Annotated in this window: 12 protein-coding genes; 7 read left to right on the top strand and 5 right to left on the bottom strand. The window is 63.1% G+C overall.

Annotated features, from left to right (window positions below):
* The first annotated feature begins 39 nt into the window (after nt 1–39).
* Complete coding sequence (locus J3R75_RS00750; RefSeq protein WP_307259215.1) at nt 40–741, top strand: carbohydrate-binding family 9-like protein; 702 nt, start codon at nt 40–42, stop codon at nt 739–741.
* Between the two features lie 237 nt (nt 742–978).
* Here the strand turns inward: J3R75_RS00750 and J3R75_RS00745 are convergent, their stop codons facing one another.
* The 4 genes from J3R75_RS00745 to J3R75_RS00730 form a co-directional block, all read right to left on the bottom strand.
* Nucleotides 979–1,896 carry an aldose 1-epimerase gene (locus J3R75_RS00745; RefSeq protein WP_307259214.1) on the bottom strand — a complete coding sequence of 306 codons (918 nt, stop codon included), beginning with the start codon at nt 1,894–1,896 and terminating at the stop codon, nt 979–981.
* A gap of 344 nt (nt 1,897–2,240) precedes the next feature.
* Nucleotides 2,241–4,544 carry a hypothetical protein gene (locus J3R75_RS00740; RefSeq protein ID WP_307259213.1) on the bottom strand — a complete coding sequence of 768 codons (2,304 nt, stop codon included), beginning with the start codon at nt 4,542–4,544 and terminating at the stop codon, nt 2,241–2,243.
* Between the two features lie 116 nt (nt 4,545–4,660).
* The gene (locus J3R75_RS00735; RefSeq protein WP_307259212.1) at nt 4,661–5,485 is read right to left on the bottom strand and encodes an IclR family transcriptional regulator; all 825 of its coding nucleotides are present in this window, start codon (nt 5,483–5,485) and stop codon (nt 4,661–4,663) included.
* 46 nt (nt 5,486–5,531) lie between these two features.
* Nucleotides 5,532–5,849, bottom strand: a complete 318-nt coding sequence (locus J3R75_RS00730; RefSeq protein WP_307259210.1) for a hypothetical protein — start codon at nt 5,847–5,849, stop codon at nt 5,532–5,534.
* 106 nt (nt 5,850–5,955) lie between these two features.
* On the opposite strand from J3R75_RS00730, the gene J3R75_RS00725 reads away from it, so the two are divergent.
* The 4 genes from J3R75_RS00725 to J3R75_RS00710 all read left to right on the top strand — a co-directional run bounded on the left by J3R75_RS00725 (nt 5,956) and on the right by J3R75_RS00710 (nt 12,347).
* Nucleotides 5,956–7,161 carry a CapA family protein gene (locus tag J3R75_RS00725; RefSeq protein WP_307259209.1) on the top strand — a complete coding sequence of 402 codons (1,206 nt, stop codon included), beginning with the start codon at nt 5,956–5,958 and terminating at the stop codon, nt 7,159–7,161.
* Nucleotides 7,162–7,190: 29 nt separating this feature from the next.
* Nucleotides 7,191–9,002 (top strand): apolipoprotein N-acyltransferase, encoded by a 1,812-nt coding sequence (lnt, locus tag J3R75_RS00720; RefSeq protein ID WP_307259208.1) that lies wholly within the window; start codon nt 7,191–7,193, stop codon nt 9,000–9,002.
* A gap of 522 nt (nt 9,003–9,524) precedes the next feature.
* The gene (locus J3R75_RS00715; RefSeq protein WP_307259207.1) at nt 9,525–9,896 is read left to right on the top strand and encodes a desulfoferrodoxin family protein; all 372 of its coding nucleotides are present in this window, start codon (nt 9,525–9,527) and stop codon (nt 9,894–9,896) included.
* Nucleotides 9,897–10,349: 453 nt separating this feature from the next.
* Nucleotides 10,350–12,347 carry a LamG-like jellyroll fold domain-containing protein gene (locus J3R75_RS00710; RefSeq protein ID WP_307259206.1) on the top strand — a complete coding sequence of 666 codons (1,998 nt, stop codon included), beginning with the start codon at nt 10,350–10,352 and terminating at the stop codon, nt 12,345–12,347.
* 531 nt (nt 12,348–12,878) lie between these two features.
* Here J3R75_RS00710 and J3R75_RS00705 read toward each other — a convergent pair.
* Nucleotides 12,879–13,967 (bottom strand): glucosidase family protein, encoded by a 1,089-nt coding sequence (locus tag J3R75_RS00705; RefSeq protein WP_307259205.1) that lies wholly within the window; start codon nt 13,965–13,967, stop codon nt 12,879–12,881.
* A 4,492-nt stretch (nt 13,968–18,459) separates the two neighbouring features.
* On the opposite strand from J3R75_RS00705, the gene J3R75_RS00700 reads away from it, so the two are divergent.
* On the top strand, nt 18,460–18,726 hold the full coding sequence (locus J3R75_RS00700; RefSeq protein ID WP_307259204.1) for a hypothetical protein: 267 nt from the start codon (nt 18,460–18,462) through the stop codon (nt 18,724–18,726).
* Nucleotides 18,727–20,140: 1,414 nt separating this feature from the next.
* A complete protein-coding gene (locus tag J3R75_RS00695; protein WP_307259203.1) occupies nt 20,141–22,381 on the top strand; it encodes a tetratricopeptide repeat protein in 2,241 nt (746 codons plus the stop codon).
* The last annotated feature ends 27 nt before the right edge of the window (nt 22,382–22,408 follow it).

The raw sequence follows: 22,408 nt of genomic DNA, 5'->3' as shown, positions 1-22,408 counted from the left end.
ACACAATGAATCACCACGCAACGTGAAGGACGACTGACTGTGACGACACCCGCAAGTGCCAAACCCGCCATGAGTTATACCATCAATGCCACGACGGCCGCGCCAGCGCTCTCAGCCGACTGGTCGGCGCTGGCGTGGTCGGCCGCCGCGACCGCCGAGCTCACCAATCTCCGGCCGGAAAGCAGCGACCATCGGCCGCGCGTGGCTGTGCGGCTCCTCCACGACGACCTGGCCATCTACGGCATCTACCAGGTCCACGATCGCTATGTGCGCGTGGTCCAGGAGGGCTATCAGGTGCCGGTGTGCACGGACTCCTGCGTGGAATTCTTCTTCAAACCGCCAGTGGGGCCGGGGTACTTCAACCTCGAAATGAATGCCGGCGGCGCGTACCTCTTCACCTACGTGCGCAATTCCCGCCGTTGCGAGGACGGCTTTGTGGATTTCACCAAGGTGGCACCCGAACACGGCCGCATGGTGCAGCTGCGCAGCACCATGCCCGCACGCGTCGAACCCGAGATCAAGACGCCAGTCACCTGGTGCATTCAGTTCGCACTGCCATTCGCCGCCCTGGAGCCCTACTGCGGTCCGCTCGCCGGCCATACCGGGGGCGGCGCTGCCTGGACGGGCAATTTCTTCAAGTGCGGCGACAACACCTCCCACCCGCACTGGCTGACCTGGTCGCCTCTGCCGCTGCTCAACTACCACCTGCCAGCACTCTTCGCGCCCATCAAACTGGCGTGATTTAGGTCAGGTTTTGCGAGGGGGAGGAAAGGGCCATTAGCCCTTTCCTCCCCCTCGCGCTCCCCTACCTATCCCGTCTCGGCCCAGCGCCCAGCGGCTGTCGCAAAGCGACAGCCGCTGGGCGCTGGGCCGAGACATGTTAGGCATAGAATGGGCTTTTCCCCACATCTGCGGAGAAAACCTTCCCCAAAAAGAAATCTGTGAAAATCTGCGTAATCTGCGGAGAAAAAACCGAACCTATACACCGCGTTCGTCGATTTCGCGGATGGTTGAGCGGTAGCTGACCTCGCTGCCGGGCGCGAGGTCGGTAAAGCCGGTGGTTTCCGGTGGCAGGGCCAGGTTCGGCGCATTGACCATGCAGGACATCGGTTCCGGACAGATGAAGCCGCTGTTGGGCTCGGGCGTCCACAGGAACCACTGGTGGAATTTGTCGTCGATTTCGTAGGCGAAAGCGCGTTCGCCGTAGTCGAGGACGGCGCCGCGGAAAGGCCGGCCTGCGAGTTGGCCGACGCCGACCGGCGTGTGCACCGAAATGCGTCCCAGGCTGGGATCGAGCCATTCGTTGGGGTCGAAATCGCCCCAGGGGAGGCGGCGTTCGCTGGGGAGGTGTCGCGGCAGGAGCATTTCCCAGCGCCATGGCTCGGTGGTAATGCGCAGGCGCTTAGGCGCGTTGAAGGCGCTGTGGAAGCCGAGGCCGTAGGGCAGGGGCGTGTCGCCGCAATTTTGTACGACGAGTTCCTGCGTCAGACAGTCGTCATCCAGGCGATAGCTCAGGCGCAGGCAGAACGGGTAGGGAAAGCCATCGAAGGCGTCGTGGTGCTGGCCATAGCGGTATTCCATGACCACGACGTCATCACCCTGGTCGGCGATGGTCCACGCCTGGCGCAACACCAACCCGTGGATGTGGTTGTTGCGCGGCCGCCCTTCGTTCAGCGGCAATTCGCAACGCCGGCCATTCCAGGTGAAATGACCGTCCGCAATGCGGTTTGGCGGGAATAGCACCGGCAGGCCATAATGCTCGGGTTTTTCCACGAGGATATCCGGCGGTTCCGGCGCCCGCAGCAGCTCCAGGCCTTTCCAATTCAAGCTGGCGAGATTCCCACCGTATTGCGGATATGCCGTGGCCGTGAGCTGGCCCTTGCTGATGCTGATCATCGTGTGCTCCAGTAATGCGTGTGGCCCAATGCGCGCCTGTGGGACCGGCCATTGCCGCCCCGGCATGGCGCGGTATAGGATACGCCCCCGAAGCACAGGCGTCAAGACCCACAACACGCGTAAAGCCGCACGGGAGTGTCGCCGCATGCAAGCGTGCGGCCACGGGACTTTCCAGAGGGCGGACACGTAGGTCTGCGCCTACCGCCCACCCCCCCCAAAAAAATCTGTGGTAATCTGCGTAATCTGCGGATAAAAGAAAGGGGCGGACACACCGGTCCGCCCCCCAATATTCACCTTCAAAAAATAATCTGTGTTAATCTACGTAATCTGCGGATAAAAAACGATCAATCGACCTGCGAACGGGTGTATGGGCAGGCCATGGCGCACATTTCCGCCACGCAGGGGCGGATGCGCAGGATCGGGTCGCGCTTGGCGAGTGCTTCGGCGAGCGCTTCCTTGGTGATGGTTTCCGGCGGCTGGACGTCGGTTTTCGAGCCGGTCCACTTCTGGCCTTCGTCGGCGATCAGACCGTAGCGCAGTGCCCAGTCGCAGCGCGCCTGTTCGACGATACCGAACTTGAGGCGATGGCCATCGACCTGCACGGCTGCTTCGCCCTTATAGGCCTTGACTGTGCAGTGCGTCAGGCAGCGGTCGCAGCCTTCGCATTTGCTGCGCAGGCCGTGGATGTCCGCCAGCGCGTCTTCGGGCAGTTCGGCATCAGTGATGATGGCCACGTAGCGCAGATTGGTGCCGAATTGCGGGTTGTTGACGAAGCCGCCCTTGGTGATGGTGCCCAGGCCGGCGCAGAGCGCCGCGACGCGGTTGGCGAAGATATTCGGGAATGCCCCGCGCGGATTGGAGATCACCGACCCGGTGTTGGCCAAGTCGTTTACTGCCACGCAGGTCATGCCCCAGCCCTGCAGGACCTTGTTCAGCGTGAGAATGGCGTTGCCCAGCGTCCGATGGCTCTGGTGCTGCGCAAACGCGTAGGGCCCGATGGCCTCGGCGCCGTGGCGGCCCAGGCAGTCGCTGCTTTCCTTGGGAATGCGCACGCCCAGGACGATGACGCTCTTGGCGCTGGCCAAGTAGTCGGCCGGGACATGGACTTGCCGCTGGCTCTCAGTGATCTCTGCCAGGGAGTTCAGCCAGAGTGAGCCGGTCTCGCGGGCATTGAGGATGCGTTCGCCATCCAAGGCGCCGCGGACGCTGTTGATGGCGTCGGTGAGGCGTTTGGCGGAGCTGAAGCCGACGACGTCCGCGCCCAATTCCAGAGCGAGCTTGCGGATGGTGTCTTTGCTGTTCAGCGCGGCGGGTTTGGCGCCATAGACCGAGCGGCGCTCGGTGGGCGTGAGTTCGGCGCTGGTGAGGGTGAAGCCCAAGGCGGCCGACGGGTCGTTGACGGCAGCGGTCCACACCTTCTTGACGTTTTCAATGGCAGTTTTGCCGGGATCCTGCTTCAGGCCGCCCATGAAATAGGGTGCGCCGCTGTAGCCGAGTTTCTCGAGGGCAGCAGCGGTGTAGAAGGCGCACTTGTTCATCACGTAGCCCGTGCTGTGCGATAGCCCGGTGAGCTTCTCGCCCGTGCCGCCGGCCGGTGCCGGGGCCGGCGTCTTCACTGCAAAGAGCACGATGGATTTGACGTCGGGCAGCAGTGGCTTGAGGTCGTAGCCCATGGCCGCCCAGTCTGCCGCGCTCTGCACGCTGACAATATCCGCGCCGTTGCTCAGGGCGTTGCTGAGGATGCTCTCCTGCACGCCACGGTCGGGATTGGGCCGCGCCGGCACGGCGCCCTTCTTGCGAATGGGTGCGCTGGAGTATTCCTTGTCCCAGGAGCGCTTGTCGCGGGGCAGGCAGAACTTCAGACAGCAGCCCATGGTGCCACCGCGCATGCCCAGCTCTTTGATCTTATCCAAGATGACTGGCTCATCGACTTTCTCAGGAATATCCGCTTCGCAGTCCAGGCCGAAGTGCTCGGACCAGGCGCAGCGCCAGAGATTCTTGTCACAACGGCTGTATTTATGGCCTTCGATTTCAATGGCGACTTCGCCCTGGACTTCCTTGGTGAACGCCTCGGTGGCGCAGTGTTTCTTGCACTGGCCGCAGTTGTCGCAGAGGGTCCCGCCGGGTAGCAGCGGGTCGGGCACCAACGGCGCGTCGGTGATGATGGACACAAAGCGGTTGCGGGGGCCAAACTCGGGCGACATCGCCAGGCCGCTGAAGCCCAGCTCGGTCAGGCCGGCAGCGACCGACGCGTAGATGTGGGACATATCCGGCGCGAAAGTGGCCTTGAGGTCTTTGTACTCGCGGTAGCGCCAGATGTTGCTCGCGGTGATGGGCACTGCGCGGTAGCCCATGTCCTCAAAGAACTTGCTCATGGTGTAGGAAATGACATCGAGGTGGCTGTTCATGAAGTACTGGTAGGAGTAGGTGCCCTGCTCGTGGGGCGAGCCCTCGCCGCCAACCTCGATCATCGCGTCGGTGTGGTGTATCGCGCAGACCAGTACGGCCCGGCCGTCCGGCATGATGCCCAACGGGCTCATCAGGGGCGGCGCCGCCGACCAGCGCTCAATGTTGCCGACACCGACGAGGTCCGCTCCCAACTCAAACGCTTTTTGCTTCGCTAATGCAGTAAGACGCTGGTCCATCATGCTCTCCTTGTACTGATTCACTACTACCCGGCCGACGGCCAGACGCCTACGGCCATACCAATCTGTTGATTTCTTCTGGTCTCTATCTAAACACGAAAACGTTTGTTGACAACGTGTTAGCCGCCGCCATCCATGGCGGCGGGCGGTGGTTCTTCCTCGTCATGCCGCATGGCCTCGGCCAGTCCTGCCGCGCCGCGCTGCAGAGTCTCCAGCAGCTGCGGCGTCGAACTGTGGCGGAACAGCGGCATGAAAATGCCCACGGCCGCCAGCAGCTGCCCACGCCGGTCCAGCACCGGCACCGCCAGCGCAAAAACTTCGCCAATGACCTCGCTGCTATGGCCCGCCGCGCGAATCGCGGTCAGTGCGGCAGCGACGGCCTGCTCATTGTCCATGCCGCCCCAGTTGCGCAAGGGCAGGCTATTCTGCGCAAAGACCTGCACCAGGTCGTCCGCGCTCGCATAAGCCGCCAGCACCCGGCCAGTCACATTCCGCCAAATGCACAGGGTGTCGCTCTCCATCAACTCCGTGCTCACGCGAACCGTCTGATTGCCCAAAGCCCGCGCCAATACCCGCCGCCGGCCATTCACCAGCGCCGTCAACACCAGCGCTTCTCCGACCTGATTCGATAGCGCCGCCAGCGCCGCCAGCACCCCACGGGCCTGGCCGCGACTGATGCGATTCAAGACCTGCTCGTGCGCCATGCGCCGCAATTTCCCACTCAGGCGATAACGGCCTTCACCTACGTTCTCCGCATAGCCACACATCACCAACGTCTTCAATAAGTTGTGAACCGTGCTGCGATTCAAACCCATCTGACGCGAGATCTCCATCAGCGAGATGCCGCTGCCGCCGCCAAAGCTATGCAGGATCTCAATGATCTGCAGGCCGCGATGCAAGGCCTCGACCGGCGTCTTGCCAGTCGCGATGCCACTATGTCGCACGGGGAGGTCCAAAGGGGAATCTCTTCTCTTTCATTATTATTGAACGTCATCCATTATTCTGAAATTCGTGGCTAATATAGCGATGGGCGGCGCCTGTGCAAGCGGCAAGACGTGAAAAAAATCGCCGCGGGGGGAATCGGTCTTCGGTCTTCTTCGCGGACGGATCGGACGGATCGGACGGATCGTCGGTCTTATCATTGGTCTTCTTCGCGGACGGATCGGACGGATCGGACGGATCGTCGGTCTTTTCTTTGGTCTTCTTCGCGGACGGATCGGACGGATCGGACGGATCCGACGGATCCGACTGACTGATCGGTCTGATCGGTCCGATCCGTCCGATCCGTCCGATGATCCGTCGGATCAAGCGGCCGTAAATGTCACCGGCGAAGCTAATGGCAAAGGCCTGTTGTGCGGGTACATTAGCGGGTTGCGTTATTATGTTGTAAGCATTGCCTCAGCAACGAGAAGGCATGACCAGGCATCACCTTGTTTTCATTTTAGTCTTGGCGCTGTTGGCGTCTGGTTGCGTCGTGGTTGCCTACGATCCTGCCGACCTGCATGTGACGGGGGCTTTGCCGGCGTCATTCACCGGGTCGGAGCAGCGCGAACACACCTTGGTATTCACGGGCGACATCATGCCTTGGGAGCGCATGGCCGACCTGTTGCAGTTGCATGGTGTCGGTTATCCCTATGAGAATGTCCTGCCCTTGCTGCGCGCTGCCGATATTACGATTGGCAATCTGGAAGGGCCGGTGGCGGTGAAGGCCCGGCGTAAGGACTACGACTACAGTTACAAAGTGCCGCCGCAGGTGCTCGCGGGCCTCAGTGACGCCGGCTTCGACCTCCTGAATCTGGCTAACAACCACAGCCTGGATTGTGGCCAGGAGGGCCTTAGCGAGACCATCGCGAATCTGCAGGCGGCTGGCATCAGGCATTTTGGGGCCGGGGAGGACATTCTGGCAGCTGCCGAACCGGCAGTATTTGTGCTCAATGACACGCGCATTGCCTTCGTGGCCGCCATTTGTCCCGAGACCTATTATGACGACTGGGATGACGCCCAACAGCCTGGCGACTACGAGCGGCTGATGACGATTATGCGCGAACGCCTGGGCGCCGCCGATCAGCGGCCGGGCATGGTGATCGCCACGCCGTGGACCGTGCGGCGGCTGGTACAGCGCGCGGCCCAGCAGGCGGACCTCGTCGTAGCCAATATCCACTGCGGCATCCGCTATAATCGCGCCCCTACCGCGCGACAGCGCCAGCTGGCGCAGTGCGCGGTCGACGCCGGTGCCGACCTGGTCGTGTGCCACCACGCGCATATCTGGCAGCCCGTGGAACTCTATCACGGCGTGCCCATCGTGTACGGCTTGGGCAATTTCGCCTTCGGGTCCGGCAATTCCCAGGCCGACGAGGGCATGCTCCTTCGCGTCGTCCTCGATAAGGGCGTCTTCACTCGCCTGGACTTCTTCCCGCTTTACACGCGCAATCGCGACAGCGCTGTGAATTATCAACCCCGGGCCCTCGCTGGCGCTGCCGCCGCGAGCGTGATCGCCAATCTCGGCGCCCTGTCGCGCGAACTCGGCGCGAACGTCGTCTTCGAAGAAGGCTACGGGCGCCTAGACCTGCGCAAGCGCAAACCCGCGCTGGCGACGCCGCTGATTCCGACCAAGCCCTGAATGGGCTCCCGCCTCAGGCACCCACCACGATGAGCATGAAACAGACTACCGCAACCGAATCCTCCCTGCCCGCCGCGCCGCGTCCTGCCGCCGCGCCGCGCCCTGCCGCCGTGCCGCGTCCTGCCGCCGCGCCAGCGTCGTCTGCGAATTTGGCGATTGCGGGCCGCAGCTTCCTGCTGTTGCGGGTGGCGGCGGCCTTGCTCAGCGGCCTATTTTTGGGTCTGGCCTATCCGCCGGCGCGCCTGGATTTACTGGCGTGGCTGGCCTTGCTGCCGTTGTTGCTGGTCCCACAACCGCGGCGCTGGGGCGAGCGGCTGGCCATCGGCTATCTCTTTGGCTACGTGTATTTTGCCTGGTCGCTGTTCTGGCTGAACCAGGTCGGCTTCGGCGCCGGCTTCTTGCTGGCCATCTGGTGCGCGCTGTTCCCCATGGCCTGGTACGTCTTTCTCAGCGCCCTCATGTGGCACTGTAAAAGCGCGACCGACAAAGAGCGACAGCTGCCTGGCGCTGGCCTGCTCCTGCTGCGACAACCCGCGCTGGTCGCGTTGCTGGCCGTGTTGTCCGCCTGCGCCTGGGTGTCTTGCGAGTGGCTGCGCGGCTGGCTGCTTACGGGCATCCCCTGGAACGAACTGGGCATCAGCCAATATCGCCGCATTGGCGTCATTCAGCTGGCCGAGTACACGGGCGTGCATGGCTTGAGCTTTCTCATTGTGCTCATCAACGGCGTGCTGGCCGGGGAGGGCGCCTACGTCATCCGCCACTGGCTGGGTGCCGCTGAGAAACGCGGCATGCCCTGGCATGTCGTCATGGCCATGGCTTTGACCCTGCCGCTCTGCTGGCTGGGCACGCGCCCCGAGGCACTGCCTGATGCCGACACCCCGAGCCTCCGCGTCCTCGCCGTCCAGGGCAATCTCCCTCAATGCCGTTACTGGACCGAAGAGCAATGCCGGGACGCCCAGCTGGTCTATGGCGACGAAACCCGCAAGGGCGTGGCCAACAGCGCCACGCCACCCGATATGGTCCTCTGGCCCGAATGCGCCGTGCCTGCCTCCCTGGACTACCCGCCGTATCGCTATGCCCGGCAGCGGCTCCTGGAGGACATCAATCTGCCCTTGCTCGTCGGCGCTACCCAATTTCGAGAAAATCCCCTGGACAAAGAGAATCCGCTGCTTTTCAACAGCGCCTTTCTCCTGACGCCAACCGACGTCATAGCCGAGTACTATGACAAGGTCCATCGCGTGCCTTTCGGCGAGTTCACGCCCTTCGGCGACCAGCTGCCCTGGCTGCGCGACCTCATCGGCATGGGCCGCGATCTCACGCCCGGCTTGGCCTACCACGTCTTCCAGCTCCCCCGGGGCGCCAAAGCCGGCGTCAATATCTGCTTTGAGGACGTCTTTCCCTATCTCAGCCGCGAGTTCACCCGCCGCGGCGCAAATATGCTCATGACTATCACCAACGACTCGTGGTACAATGAGAGCAGCGGCGCCGAGCAGCACCTCAGCCACGTGGTCTTCCGCGCCATCGAGAACCGCCGGCCGCTCCTGCGCTCTGGCAACAACAGCCATAGCTGCCTCATCACCCCCAATGGCCGCGTCCTCGGACAGCTGGTCGATGAGCAAACCGGCGCCATTTTCGCCCGCGGTGCGCAGCTCTACGACGTGCCCGTCAGCGACGACTGGGGCACGACCTTCTTTACCCGCCACGGGCCGCTCTTCGCGCGCCTCTGCGTCCTGGTGACGCTGGCCTGCTGGCTGTGGCTGCTCAAAGCCTGGCACGCGCGCAAACGCCGCCAGTACCAGGCCATCAAGGGCATCGCGCCAGAAGCGGCGCCAGCGCCATAACGAGGGCCTTTTTTATCCACAGATTCCGCAGATTGCCGCAGATTTTTTTTGAGAATGGTTGCTTGGATGCCCAAGGCTCCGCACCCATGACCGCGCGCCTTTTTTATCCACAGATTCCGCAGATTGCCGCAGATTTTTTTTGAGAATGGTGCTTGGATGCCCAAGGCTCCGCACCCATGACCGCGCGCCTTTTTTATCCACAGATTCCGCAGATTGCCGCAGATTTTTTTTGAGAATGGTGCTTGGATGCCCAAAGCCGCTTTCCGGCCCCATTGCTCACCTGTTGTCCGTTTCCTCAAACATAAATGACTGGCCGCTTACGCAGCGATGCAACTCTGGCGCTGCGCCGTTGTTTAATAACGAATGTGACCTACTGTAGAACCGCAACACGAAGCAGGCCGGCGGTGCGTGGGAAGTCTGCGCCGTCATCAGTGCCGGCTTGGTTTGCGATGTGAATTGGGCAGAGTTCTGCCCCGTGGAGACAAGAAACACTGTATCACCCACCAGAAGGAGAAACACACCATGAGTACTGCCAAAGCCATTTTCAAGACCGAATGCGGCGCCTTGGTTGAAGTCATTAGCGGCGACCTCTGCTGCCTCAGCAGCAAGGGCAAGGACCTAGCCAAGGTCGAAGCCAAGACGGCCGATTTCAAGACCGAGAAACACGTCCCCGTGGTCGAGAAGGTCGCCGGCGGCTGGAAAGTCACCGTGGGCAGCACCCTCCATCCCATGACCGAAGAACACTACATCACCTGGATTGAACTCTTTGGCGATAATTTCTGCTACCGCCAGTACCTCAAACCCGGCCAGGCCCCCGAAGCATTCTTCGCCACCGACGCCATGAATGTCAAAGCCCGCGAATACTGCAATATCCACGGCCTCTGGGCAAACTGAGATCAGCAGATATAACCTAGTCGCCATGTGTTGGCAATGTATTTGCGCCGTAGGCGCTTAACCATGCTTAACCCCAGGCTTTAGCTTGGGGAGCGGCACCCATAAAAGACGGTGCCTCGTAGAGGCACTACACTTTTCCAGTCTCCGTGGTGTTCACACCGTTTTGCCCAAATGCATTTCGGCCCAGAGGGCCGTACCATGCATAGTCCCGGGTGAGGCGCCTGAAAGGCGCCGTAAACCGGGGTGCCAAAACCACTGAGGAACCGCGCCCGGAGGGCGCCACACTAGAAAACGTCTCATATATTCGCACGACATACTTGCATTCACCACGCGGTGAAAGCACCTTACGCCCGAGCAGAAATGCCCGGGCGTTTTGACTTCCCGGCGCCTCAGTCCCCGTCCCCGTCCCCGTCGCCGTTTCGCCCTCACCCTCATCCTGGAAGGTCCATAGCCATGTCGTGGAATCGCCTCGTCGCGTTGCTTGCCGTGCTATTGAGTTGCTGGGCATTGGCTGATTTCGTCTGTCTGTCCCCAGAGGGCGCGCCATTTCCCGCTGGGCTCCAGGTTGACGACCACGCGCAGTGGGCCGATGGCGATTTCGGTCGCGCCCTCTATTGCTCGGGCAGCGACGCCGACACCGTGGTCATTCCCGATCACGACGCCATTCAGTTCGGCACCGGCGATTTCACTATCGCGGTCTGGCTCTGCCCGGATACCCTCGCCACCGCCAAAAAAGGCGAATACCGGCGCCTGCTCAGCAAAGACCGCTGGCCAGCGGATTTCTGGACGGTCGATATTTACGACGACGGCCGCGTCATGCTCGCCATGGCCGACGCCGACAAACACAGCGCGACGACGACCTCGGCGCCCGCCATCAAGGAAAAAGTCTGGCAGGCGCTGGTGATTAGCGTCGATCGCGCCAACTGCAAGACCAGCACCTACGTTAATGGCGAGTTGATCAGCGAGCGGTCCTTCCCGGCGGCCTTCACCGGCAGCCTCGACGTCGCCGGCCGGCCGCTGTCCATCTCGACATTCCGGAAATACGCCGGCCTCGTCGCCGATCTGCGGCTGAGCAAGTCGCTGTGGGACGCCGCACAGTGCCAAGAGTTTTACACCATGAATAAAAACCGCTACCAGAGCAACGCCTACCACCTGCGGCCACGGCAGCAGCGCGTCTACAGCCCGCCACTGCCCAGCGGCGACCAGCAGAGGATGTGGGACACCACGCAGCTCTTCCAGGCGCCAGCCACCTATGCCGTCGCGGACGAGCCTTTCAACACGATGGCCAACGACCCCGTCCGGCCACTGCTGTACGACGGCCTGTCCTACGAGGGCAAGCCCACCCGCGTCTTCGCCTGGTACGGCGCGCCGGCCAATGCGTCCGCCGACCGGCCCGTGCCCGCCATGGTGCTCGTTCACGGCGGCGGTGGCACGGCCTTCCGCAAGTGGGTCAAACTCTGGAATGACCGCGGCTACGCCGCCATCGCCATGGATACCTGCGGGCACCTGCCCATTCCCCTCGACAGCGACTCCAAACCCTGGCCCAAGCACGCTTTCAGTGGCCCCGCTGGCTGGGGCGACTACGGCAATATGGACAAGCCCATCGGCGACCACTGGGCGTACCACGCCGTCGCCGCCGTCGTCCTCGGCCACTCGCTTATCCGCTCTTTCCCCGAAGTGGACGCTTCCCGCATCGGCGTGACGGGCATCTCTTGGGGCGGCTATCTGACCTGCATTGTCGCCGGCGTGGACGACCGTTTCCGTTTCGCCGCGCCGGTCTATGGCTGTGGCTTTCTCGGCGAGGGCTCCGCCTGGCTCGGCCGCATGCGCGGCATGGGCACCGAAAAAGCCATGCGCCTCAGCACGCTGTGGGACCCCTCGCAGTACCTCGTTTACGCTCGCATGCCCATGCTTTTTTGCAATGGCACCAACGACAATTTCTTCTGGCCGCCCGCATGGATGAAAAGCACCAGCATCACCAAGGGACCCGTCAATCGCTACTACAAACCACGCATGCCACACGGCCACGCACCATCCGGCGACCCGAAGGAAATCACCGCTTTCGCCGACGCTGTCCTCAAAGGCGCCCAGCCCTTGCCCAATTTCACGGTCTTTTCCCACGACAACCGGCGCATCCAAGCACAAGTCGCCAGCCCTACCGACATCGCCAGCGCCGAAATCATCTACACCGCCACCAATTCCGGCGAGTGGAAAAGCCGCCAGTGGCTGAGCATACCCATCGCGATCACCAAAGATAACGCCGCCGGAGTAGAGGGAGTGAATGGGACGAATGGGACGGATGGGACCAAGGGGACCGATGGGACGGCTGTTGTGGTTGGCAGTATCCGCCTCGACGTCACGGCCCCCGCTGACGCCATTGCCGCCTACCTCGCCGTCACCGACTCCCGCGGCTTCTTCGTGTCCTCACCCGTCATCTTCTGGCTGGAGTAATGCGCCGGCAAAGGCCTTTTTAGCTCGCGCCCTCAGCGCTCAAATGTGGCAATCGACGGCACCCGTTTGAGGATGGATGGGGCGGACACATAGGTCCGCCCCTACATAATTCGACGGCACCACCCGAGTCGGTATTTGTTGCCTGCTACGAAAAGTGGTCACCTTTCTGCTAACCACGATGGACGGCAATACGTTCTTTTGGACTTCGCCACCGGCCACCATGTCCCTCGCCGCGAAGCGGCAGAAGCGCTGAAAGCGCGAAACATACCAGCCCAGGGCAAGCGCGCTGAAAGCGCGCGCCGCCCTGGGTAAAGCGCCCCATATGTCTGTTTTCCTCGGCCGCCTCGGTCCCAGTCAGCGAAGCAGACTGGGACCGAGGCGGCAAAGGAACCCCCTCGCATGAGGTACCACCACCTCAAGGCGCTGGACTGAAGAGGGATAGGTGGGGGGAGCGCGAGGGGGGAGGAAAGGGCCAACGGCCCTTTCCTCCCCCCTCGCAAAAACCTCTTCCCTCGCAAAACCCTCCTCCCCCTATTCTTTCAGGGCGGCGAAGGGCATCGTGATGCATGCGGCGAAGACCGGATTTTGTCGTGCTTCGCCGTTCCAGCCGATGCATTCCCATGGTGCGCCGAATGCCTCGCCCTTGGTGAAAGCATTGTCCCGCATGTGCTTCACGAATCGCGTTGCTAGTGCGTTTGCCAGTTCGGGCTGACTTTGCGCAAGCACTGCGACGAGCCACCCCGTCGGCATATGCCAGAATGCGCCATTTTGGTAGCGATTATGCGGCGTCTGCGTGCGCTCCCATGCGGATTTTTCCGACGCATCGCAGCCGATGGGCACATGCCTGATCGCGCCGTCTTCTTCGATGCGGCCATTCTGCAAAGCCGCCGCCAGCTCCGTGCGCACGGCCGCCGCCACATCTATGGGCAGCACATCCATATACACGGCGTATATACTCCCCCACACATCCGGCTGTGCCGATACGCCCGTGCATGCCCGCAGCCACACGCCCGTCTCGCCCGGACACACAAAAGTCTCCGGAATATGCCGCGCTATCCGCGCGGCTTCCCCGCCGAAGAAAACCGCATCCCCGGCGCAGCCCAGGCATCGTGCCAGCTCGGCCAGCTGCCGCGACGCCCGGTAGCGCAGCAGCGACGCCATCAGCAGCTTCCCCGTCATGTATATGGAGTCGCAAAAGATAAATCCCACGGCGCGCTTGTCGGGCGTCGTGACCACCAGCCCCGTTTGCGCGTCCGTGCTTGGCGCGCCGTAGGCCAGCGTGAGCCGCTCGTACAGCGACAGGCCATTTACTTCTTCCCGCAGAAATGCGCCGTCGCCGCATCGCGACCACAGCATATGCGCCAGCCAGATCACATCATAGTGGTTGTTGACTGGCGGTACAATTCCCCACGGCTCGCCACCCTGGTCCTCGCCCGCCGAGTAAGTGCCTGGATAAAACACCGGCCGGCCATCCAGCAGAATATGATCGGCAATGGCGTGCGGCGGTATCCACGCCCCGCTGCGCAAGGCCCGGCCTTCCGGGCCATTCTGGCAGCCCAGAAACAGCCGCAGGTGATTCAGCCCGTCGGCGTCGCTCACATAGCCGCCACTGAAGATCATCGTGAAGTCCTGCACCCATATTGCCGGATAACACCCGCGCCCGCCCGGACGAAATACGCTGTACCCGAGATCATTTCGCACCCCGGGCACCGCCTCCCCGCCCGGCGCCACCCGACATGCCGCCGTCGTGGCCGCAACCAGCTCTGCTAAAAAACTCAGATCGTCCGTTGTCATCGCTCCACCTCGGCTAATCAGTGTCCACGTCATTCGGCATACCCGCCAACCCAACCCAACCCAACCCAACCCAACCCAACCCCAGTCGTCCGGCAGTCCTCCTGCGTCCTCCCGGCAGTCGCCCGGCCAAGCCAATTATCCCAAAACCCGCCAATACCTTAGCCCGCCTCGGCGACCTTGCCGCCGTCCCGACCGAAAAACACCCGGCAACATTACAGCTTGGCAAAACCTCCGTCTGGGGCCACATAATACACGCTATCTTGCCACCTATCCTCACGCCCCCGTCCCGGCGGCAATGACCCTGGGACCGCCGCCGTCCCGGCGGCAATGACCCTGGGACCGCCGCCGTCCCGGCGGCAAATACGCCCGCACAGTCGCCTGAGGCCGGTCCCCGTCCCGGCGGCATTGACCATGGGACCGCCGCCGTCCCGGCGGCAAAGACGCCCGCACAGTCGCCTGAGGTCGGTCCCCGTCCTATTGCGCACCACGTCTCGCGGCCGTGGTGCGGGCGTCCCGCCCGCACCCTCACTGGGACCAGCCGCTCACAAGACACCCGAACGGCCACCCGCAAACGTTCCTTGGTCGTACTGCGCGCCACGGCCGCGAACGGGTGCGTTCCCACGGTCCAAGCGGATCCCAATCAGTCCCCTGCGTCCACTGCGTCATTCCCCACGGTCCCCAACGTCCCCACGGTCCAATCCATGGGACCATGCCTCGTGAGTCGTGAGTCCTCGCACCAGCGCCGCCGCCAATCAGTCCCACCGGTCCCAAACGCCTCCCGTCCTTCCTCGCGGCGCCCGTATCCCGGCTGTGGAGTGTGCGTCTCGTTTGCAGCTTCGCAGAAAGAATTAACATGGATTTCCATCGTTATTTTTAGCATCTCTCCGCGCCGCCGCCGTCCCAGCGGCAACAACGCCTGTGCCATCGCTCAAGGTCGACATGCGTCCCGGCGGCAAACACGCCCGCGCCGACGCCTGAGGTCAGCTCCGCGCATGACGTCCGAGCGGCCTCGCGCAAACGTCCACCATCCTGCCGCGCGTCCACATCTCGCGGCCGTGGAGTGGGCGTCCCGCCCACTCCGACGCGACGGCTCATTTACCCGCCCCAGCCATCCACGCCGATCATAGCGCGTCTGTTTGCCGGCGGCAAACCCGCCCGCACCGTCGCATGTGGGCAGTCCGTGCGGGGCAGTGGACATAGTGGACAGAGTGGACTTGGTGGACTTGGTGGACTTGGTGGACTTGGTGGACAGGCCCGTCTCCTCGCGGCGCCCGTTTCCCGTCTCCTCGCGGCGCCCGTTTCCCGTCTCCTCGCGGCGCCCGTTTCCCGTCCCCTCGCGGCGCCCGTTTCCCGTCCCCTCGCGGCGCCCGTTTCCCGTCCCCTCGCGGCGCCCGTTTCCCGGCCGTGGTGCGGGCGTCCCGCCCGCACCGTCGCATGGGACCTGCCGCTCACAAGACACCCGAACGGCCACTCGCAAACGTTCCTTGGTCGTACTGCGCGCCACGGCCGCGAACGGGTGCGGTCCCTGAAGTCCCAGGCGTCGGCCAATCGGTCCCCTGCGTCCAATGCGTCAATCCCCATGGTCCCCAACGTCCCCACGGTCCAATCCATGGGACCATGCCACATGGGTCGTGAGTCCTCGCCCCAGCGCCGCGCCGCCGCCAACCGGTCCCCAGCGTCCAAGCGGACCCCAACCAGTCCCCGGAGTCCAATTGGTCGCCAACCAGTCCCCTGCGTCCAATGCGTCAATCCCCACGGTCCCCAACGTCCCCACAGTCCAATCCATGGGACCATGCCTCATGGGTCGTGAGTCCTCGCCCCAGCGCCGCCGCCAACCGGTCCCACCGGTCGCAAACGCCTCCCGTCCTGCCTCGCGGCGCCCATATCCCGGCCGTGGAGTGGGCGTCTCGCCCACTCCGGCGAGACGGCTCATTAGCCCGCACTCGCCATCCCCACCAACCGTACCTGGCCCGTTTCCCGTCTCCTCGCTGCGCCCGTATCGCGGCCGTGGAGTGGGCGTCTCGCCCACTCCGGCGAGACGGCTCATTAGCCCGCACTCGCCATCCCCACCAACCGTACCTGGTCCGTTCCCCGTCTCCTCGCTGCGCCCGTATCGCGGCCGTGGAGTGGGCGTCTCGCCCACTCCGGCGAGACGGCTCATTTCCCCGCCCCAGCCATCCCCGCCGATCATAGCGCGTCCGTTTGCCGGCATATGTGCGGGGCGCTCGCGAGCAGGCGCCCTAGAGGGGCGCCGTCAACGTAGCCCCGGGCGCAGCCCGGGGCAAGGGCCACCACACGAGCATGCCCTGGAAGGGCATCTCAACAAATCCGCCAGTTAGTCCTAGCAGAATGACTGTTGAGGTGCCCCTCCAGGGCACTTTTCAAATCATCAACTCTTCCCCGGGCGTTGCCCGGGGCTACGATGACGACGCCCCTGCCGGGGCTTTTGTGGGCGTCTCGCCCCTGCCACCGCCTGAGGTCCTGGACCACCTGCGCGACGCCTTGGCCCCAACCTGGGAGCGCCGCCGTCCCGGCGGCAAATATGCCCGCACCGTCGCCTGAGGTCGGCTCCGTGCAGGCCGTCCGAGCAGCCTTGCGCAAATTACACCCGATTGGGGCGCGGGCGTTTCTCGCGGCCGTGGTGCGGGCGTCCCGCCCGCACCGTCACTGGGACCAGCCGCTCACAAGACACTCGAACGGCCATCCGCAAACGTTCCCCCCGATTGCGACGCGGGCGTTTCTCCCGGCCGTGGTGCGGGCGTCTCGCCCGCACCCTCACTGGGACCAGCCGCTCACAAGACACTCGAACGGCCATCCGCAAACGTTTCCCCCGATTGCGGCGCGGGCGTTTCTCGCGGCCGTGGTGCGGGCGTCTCGCCCGCACCCTCACTGGGACCAGCCGCTCACAAGACACTCGAACGGCCATCCGCAAACGTTCCCCCCGATTGCGACGCGGGCGTTTCTCCCGGCCGTGGTGCGGGCGTCCCGCCCACTCCGACGCGACGGCTCATTTACCCGCCCCAGCCATCCACGCCGAGCGTAGCGCGGTCGTCTCCCTGCGTATGTGCGGGGCGATTGCACGCAGGCGCCCTGGAGGGGCGCCGTCAACGTAGCCCCGGGCGCAGCCCGGGGAAAGGGCCACCACATGAGCATGCCCTGGAGGGGCATCTCAACAAATTCGCTAGTAAGTCCTAGCAGAATGACTGTTGAGGTGCCCCTCCAGGGCACTTTTCAAATCATCATATCTTCCCCGGGCGTTGCCCGGGGCTACGATGACGACGCCCCTGCCGGGGCTTTTGTGGGCGTCTCGCCCCTGCCACCGCCTGAGGTCCTGGACCACCTGCGCGACGCCTTGGCCCCAACCTGGGAGCGCCGCCGTCCCGGCGGCAATAACGCCCGCACCGACGCATGAGGTCGGCTCCGTGCAGGCCGTCCGAGCAGCCTTGCGCAAATTACACCCGATTGGGGCGCGGGCGTTTCTCGCGGCCGTGGTGCGGGCGTCCCGCCCGCACCGTCGCATGGGACCTGCCGCTCACAAGACACCCGAACGGCCACATGCAAACGTCCCTTGGTCGTACTGCGCGCCACGGCCGCGAACGGGTGCGTTCCCTGAAGTCCCAGGCGTCGGCCAACCGGTCCCCGGAGTCCAATGCGTCATTCCCCATGGTCCCCAACGTCCCCACGGTCCAATCCATGGGACCATGCCTCATGGGTCGTGAGTCCTCGCCCCAGCACCGCCGCCAACCGGTCCCACCGGTCCCAAACGCCTCCCGTCCTGCCTCGCGGCGCCCGTATCCCGGCCGTGGAGTGGGCGTCTCGCCCACTCCGGCGCGACGGCTCATTAGCCCGCACTCGCCATCCTCACCAACCGTACCTGGCCCGTTCCCCGTCTCCTCGCGGCGCCTGTATCGCGGCCGTGGAGTGGGCGTCTCGCCCACTCCGACGCGACGGCTCATTAGCCCGCACTCGCCATCCTCACCAACCGTACCTGGCCCGTTCCCCGTCTCCTCGCGGCGCCTGTATCGCGGCCGTGGAGTGGGCGTCTCGCCCACTCCGACGCGACGGCTCATTAGCCCGCACTCGCCATCCCCACCAACCGTACCTGGCCCGTTCCCCGTCTCCTCGCGGCGCCTGTATCGCGGCCGTGATGCGGGCGTCTCGCCCACTCCGACGCGACGGCTCATTTACCCGCCCCAGCCATCCACGCCGAGCGTAGCGCGGTCGTCTCCCTGCGTATGTGCGGGGCGATTGCACGCAGGCGCCCTGGAGGGGCGCCGTCAACGTAGCCCCGGGCGCAGCCCGGGGAAAGGGCCACCACATGAGCATGCCCTGGAAGGGCATCTCAACAAATTCGCCAGTTATTCCTAGCAGAATGACTGTTGAGGTGCCCCTCCAGGGCACTTTTCAAATCATCATATCTTCCCCGGGCGTTGCCCGGGGCTACGATGACGACGCCCCTGCCGGGGCTTTTGTGGGCGTCTCGCCCCTGCCACCGCCTGAGGTCCTGGACCACCTGCGCGACGCCTTGGCCCCAACCTGGGAGCGCCGCCGTCCCGGCGGCAAATATGCCCGCACCGTCGCCTGAGGTCCGCTCAGCGCATGACGTCCGAGCAGCCTTGCGCAAATTACACCCGATTGCGGCGCGGGCGTTTCTCGCGGCCGTGGTGCGGGCGTCTCGCCCGCACCGTCGCATGGGACCTGCCGCTCACAAGACACCCGAATGGCCACCCGCAAACGTTGCCCGGTCATGTTGCGCGCCACGGCCGCGAACGGGTGCGTTCCCTGAAGTCCCAGGCGTCGGCCAATCGGTCCCCTGCGTCCAATGCGTCAATCCCCACGGTCCCCAACGTCCCCACAGTCCAATCCATGAGACCATGCCTCATGGGTCGTGAGTCCTCGCCCCGGCGCCGCGCCGCCGCCAATCAGTCCCCAGCGTCCAAGCGGACCCCAACCAGTCCCCGGAGTCCAATTGGTCGCCAACCAGTCCCCTGCGTCCAATGCGTCAATCCCCACGGTCCCCAACGTCCCCACAGTCCAATCCATGGGACCATGCCTCATGGGTCGTGAGTCCTCGCCCCAGCGCCGCCGCCAACCGGTCCCACCGGTCGCAAACGCCTCCCGTCCTGCCTCGCGGCGCCCATATCCCGGCCGTGGAGTGGGCGTCTCGCCCACTCCGGCGAGACGGCTCATTTCCCCGCCCCAGCCATCCCCGCCGATCATAGCGCGTCCGTTTGCCGGCATATGTGCGGGGCGCTCGCGAGCAGGCGCCCTAGAGGGGCGCCGTCAACGTAGCCCCGGGCGCAGCCCGGGGCAAGGGCCACCACACGAGCATGCCCTGGAGGGGCATCTCAACAAATCCGCCAGTTAGTCCTAGCAGAATGACTGTTGAGGTGCCCCTCCAGGGCACTTTTTAAATCATCAACTCTTCCCCGGGCGTTGCCCGGGGCTACGATGATGACGCCCCTAACGGGGCTTTTGTGGACGTCTCGCCCCTGCCACCGCCTGAGGTCCTGGACCACCTGCGCGACGCCTTGGCCCCAACCTGGGAGCGCCGCCGTCCCGGCGGCAACTACGCCCGCACCGTCGCATGACGCTTTGCCCCAGGTGTGATTGCCTTTGATACGACACACAGTATGTTTTGTCAGTTGGATTTGGACTACGATCTGGGGACGAGGCCAAATTCAGACCTTGTGTGCCGCACCGTGGCCCATACCTTCCGCTAGTGCATGCCGCGTGGGTGTTTCATCGGTTGGGACTTCAGACTGCATGCCTGTAGGCTTTGAGGCGGCGGAGCGGATGGTGGAGCTGGCGGAGAGGGTTAAGGGGACGGGTGCCAGGGAAAAATCGGGAGACAAACTGCCCATTCAATGCAACTGGTGGTGACTTCGGCTCAAAATCACTCCCATTTCTTGCCAAGAAATCGTCGGTGGGCTTCGGGCATTTTCAGTCGCAGAATTAACCATGGATGTCACGGATACATTCGAAGGGATGCGTTCTATATGAGAAAAAACGGTTTCAGGGAAAAAATCATCGGCAAAAAAAGCGATCAGGATTTATCCTCGACTAAAATGCAATCCACACGCTCTTGCGTTGTCCGTTCATCGTCGTCTTCGGCTCAATCAGTGTCAATCATATCATCTGATGCTCATGCTGACACCCAAGCCGAGCCGCTCATCCGTCAGGCTCTATCGACCCAAGAGCAGGGGCTGGGGCCGGAGCATCCAGACACGCTCATGAGCGTACACAGTTTGGCCAGATTGCTGGCGAAGAAAGGCGACTATGCGGGTGCGCAGTCCTTGTATGAGCGGGCGCTTGAAGCCCAAGAGCGGGTGTTGGGCCCGAAGCATCCAGCTACACTCATGAGCGTAGCCGATCTGGCCGCATTACTGGAGAAGAAAGGCGACTATGCGAGGGCGCAACCCCTGTGTGAACGGGCGCTTGAGGTCCGCAAGCGAATGCTGGGGGCGAAGCATCCCGACACGCTCATGAGCGTGGCCAATCTGGCCTTATTGCTGGTAAAGAAAGGCGACTATGCGGGGGCACAACCCCTATTTGAGCGGGCGCTTATAGCCCGCGAGCAGGCGCTGGGGCCGGAGCATCCAGCCACACTCATGAGCGTGGCTACTCTGGCCTTACTGCTGGAGAAGATAGGCAACTATGCAGGCGCGCAGTCTTTGTGTGAGCGGGCGCTTAAAGCCCGCAAGCGGGTGCTGGGGCCGGAGCATCCAGACACACTCATGAGCATGGCCAATCTGGCCGCATTGCTGGAGAAGAAAGGCGACTATGCGGGGGCGCGCCCCCTGTGTGAGCAGGCGCTTAAAGCCCGCGAGCAGGCTCTGGGGCCAGAGTATCCAGATACACTCATGAGCGTACACAATCTGGCCTTATTGCAGGCGAAGAAGGGCGACTATGCGCGCGCGCAGTCCTTGTATGAGCGGGCGCTTGAAGCCCAAGAGCGAGTGTTGGGGCCGGAGCATCCAGACACACTTATGAGCGTGGCCAATCTGGCCGCATTGCTGCATGAGAAAGGCGACTATGTTGGTGCGCAGCCTCTGTGCGAGCGGGCGCTTGAAGTCCGTAAGAAGGTGCTGGGGCCGGAACATCCAGACACACTCATGAGCATGGCCAATATGGCCTTATTGCTGGAGAAGAATCGTGACTATGCGGGGGCGCAGTCCCTGTGTGAGCGGGCGCTTAAAGCCCGCGAACGGGTGCTGGGGCCGGAGCATCCAGACACGCTCACAAGTGTACACAATCTAGCCGAATTGCTGTATAGCAACGGCGACTATGTGAACGCGCAGCATCTGTGCGATCGGGCGTTTGAAGACTGCAAGCGGGTGCTTGAAGTCCGCAAACGGGTGCTGAGGCCGAAGCATCCAGACACGCTTGCAAGTATGAGCGGTTTGGCCAGATTGCTGTATCGTAAAAGGCAATATGGGGGTGCGCGGCGCTTGTGTGAGCAGGCGCTTAAAGCTTACGAACGAGTGTTGGGGGCGGAGCATCCCAAGACGCTTCAAAACATGAACTTGCTGGCCTTATTGCTGGAGAAGAAAGGCGACTATGCGGGTGCACTGTCCTTGTATGAGCGGGTGCTGGGGCTGGAGCATCCAGACACACTCATGCGTGTGGACAATCTGGCCGCATCGCTGGAGAAGAAGGGGAACTATGCGGGCGCGCAGTCCTTGTATGAGCGGGCGCTTAAAGTCCGCGAGCGTGCGTTGGGGCCGGAACATCCAGACACACTCATGAGCATGGCCAATATGGCCTTATTGCTGGAGAAGAATCGTGACTATGCGGGCGCGCAGTCCTTGTATGAGCGGGTGCTTGAAGTCCGTAAGCGGGTGCTGGGGCCGGAGCATTCAGACACACTCATGAGCGTGGACCATTTGGCCCTATTGCTGGCGAAAAAAGGCGACTATGCGGGCGCGAAGTCCTTGTATGAGCAGGCGCTTGAAGCTTGTGAGCGAGCGTTTGGGCCGGAGCATCCCAAAACGCTTCAAGAAGTAAACAATCTGGCCTTTTTGCTGGAGAAGAATCGCGACTATACGGGGGCGCAGTCCATGTATGAGCGGGTATTGGCAGGACTGTTGCATGCCTCTGTTGTCAGCGGAAAACAGCATCCCATGCTACAGCGCTGTATTACAAATTACGATTCTTGCCTCATGAAGATGTGCCTGAGCGACGCCGAAATCCGTACTAAGCTTAATGTTCTGTTGCGCCCCTACTTGATGCATATCTGATTTGCATCAAGTGCCGCCAGACTTGTT

Origin of the sequence: Oligosphaera ethanolica, assembly GCF_030814695.1 — a bacterium.
Taxonomy (GTDB): domain Bacteria; phylum Verrucomicrobiota; class Lentisphaeria; order Oligosphaerales; family Oligosphaeraceae; genus Oligosphaera; species Oligosphaera ethanolica.
This window is presented reverse-complemented; position numbering and strand designations above follow the sequence as displayed.

What these genes read in the sequence shown, in the direction of transcription:
- J3R75_RS00725 (WP_307259209.1), top strand. Translation starts at nt 5,956, where the DNA reads ATGACCAGGCATCACCTTGTTTTCATTTTAGTCTTGGCGCTGTTGGCG.
- J3R75_RS00745 (WP_307259214.1), bottom strand. Translation starts at nt 1,896, where the DNA reads ATGATCAGCATCAGCAAGGGCCAGCTCACGGCCACGGCATATCCGCAA.
- J3R75_RS00705 (WP_307259205.1), bottom strand. Translation starts at nt 13,967, where the DNA reads ATGATCTTCAGTGGCGGCTATGTGAGCGACGCCGACGGGCTGAATCAC.
- J3R75_RS00740 (WP_307259213.1), bottom strand. Translation starts at nt 4,544, where the DNA reads ATGATGGACCAGCGTCTTACTGCATTAGCGAAGCAAAAAGCGTTTGAG.
- lnt (WP_307259208.1), top strand. Translation starts at nt 7,191, where the DNA reads ATGAGCATGAAACAGACTACCGCAACCGAATCCTCCCTGCCCGCCGCG.
- J3R75_RS00695 (WP_307259203.1), top strand. Translation starts at nt 20,141, where the DNA reads ATGAGAAAAAACGGTTTCAGGGAAAAAATCATCGGCAAAAAAAGCGAT.
- J3R75_RS00710 (WP_307259206.1), top strand. Translation starts at nt 10,350, where the DNA reads ATGTCGTGGAATCGCCTCGTCGCGTTGCTTGCCGTGCTATTGAGTTGC.
- J3R75_RS00715 (WP_307259207.1), top strand. Translation starts at nt 9,525, where the DNA reads ATGAGTACTGCCAAAGCCATTTTCAAGACCGAATGCGGCGCCTTGGTT.
- J3R75_RS00700 (WP_307259204.1), top strand. Translation starts at nt 18,460, where the DNA reads ATGAGCATGCCCTGGAAGGGCATCTCAACAAATTCGCCAGTTATTCCT.